At 61.8% G+C, this 595-nt stretch carries 2 protein-coding genes; one reads left to right on the forward strand and one right to left on the reverse strand.

What is annotated here, in order from left to right; translation table 11 throughout:
• The coding region (locus EOA60_RS36260; protein ID WP_128312792.1) for an ATP-binding cassette domain-containing protein at nt 1-226 on the reverse strand (226 nt) is incomplete at its 3' end.
• Between the two features lie 162 nt (nt 227-388).
• On the opposite strand from EOA60_RS36260, the gene EOA60_RS36265 reads away from it, so the two are divergent.
• Nucleotides 389-595 (forward strand): SlyX family protein (locus tag EOA60_RS36265; RefSeq protein ID WP_067002641.1); only part of this gene is annotated, 207 nt, incomplete at its 3' end.

A 595-nucleotide genomic window follows, 5' to 3' on the forward strand; every position in this document is an offset into this window, starting at 1 on the left:
CGTTTGGGGTGTTGATCGACACCGCCTTGCCGGCGACGCGGATTTCGCCGCTGTCGGCCTGGTAGAAGCCATAGAGGATCGACATCAGCGTCGATTTGCCTGCGCCGTTCTCCCCGACAATGCCATGGATGGTGCCGCGCGTGACTTCCAGGTTGATGTCGCGGTTGGCGCGCACGGCGCCAAAACTCTTGTTGATGCCTATGAGCTCGATTGCGGCTTGCGCCATGCAGCCTGTCCCACTCGTTATTTTTTATCGCTTGGTCAAATTGCCTAGCACGACGCCCCGCCCGTGCCAATTGGCCGGAACGCCATTCACTCTCGACAAATCCCCCCGCGCTTGTCAATTTCGAAGGTGGCCGGGAGCTTCACATTCACAGAGACCGGGATGATGACGATGCCTGACGATCGGCTGACGACGCTGGAAATCCGCGCCGCCGAGCAGGAAAAGACGATCGAGGAACTGTCCGGCCAGATCGCCGAGCAGTGGACGGTGATCGAGCGCATGGAACGCAAGCTGGCCGCCCTTGCCGACCGGTTCCTGGCCCTGGAGGAGCAGGCCGCTCCCGACGTGCCGGTGACCAAGCCGCCGCACTAC

The organism is Mesorhizobium sp. M1A.F.Ca.IN.020.06.1.1 (assembly GCF_004023265.1).
Taxonomy (GTDB): Bacteria; Pseudomonadota; Alphaproteobacteria; order Rhizobiales; family Rhizobiaceae; genus Mesorhizobium.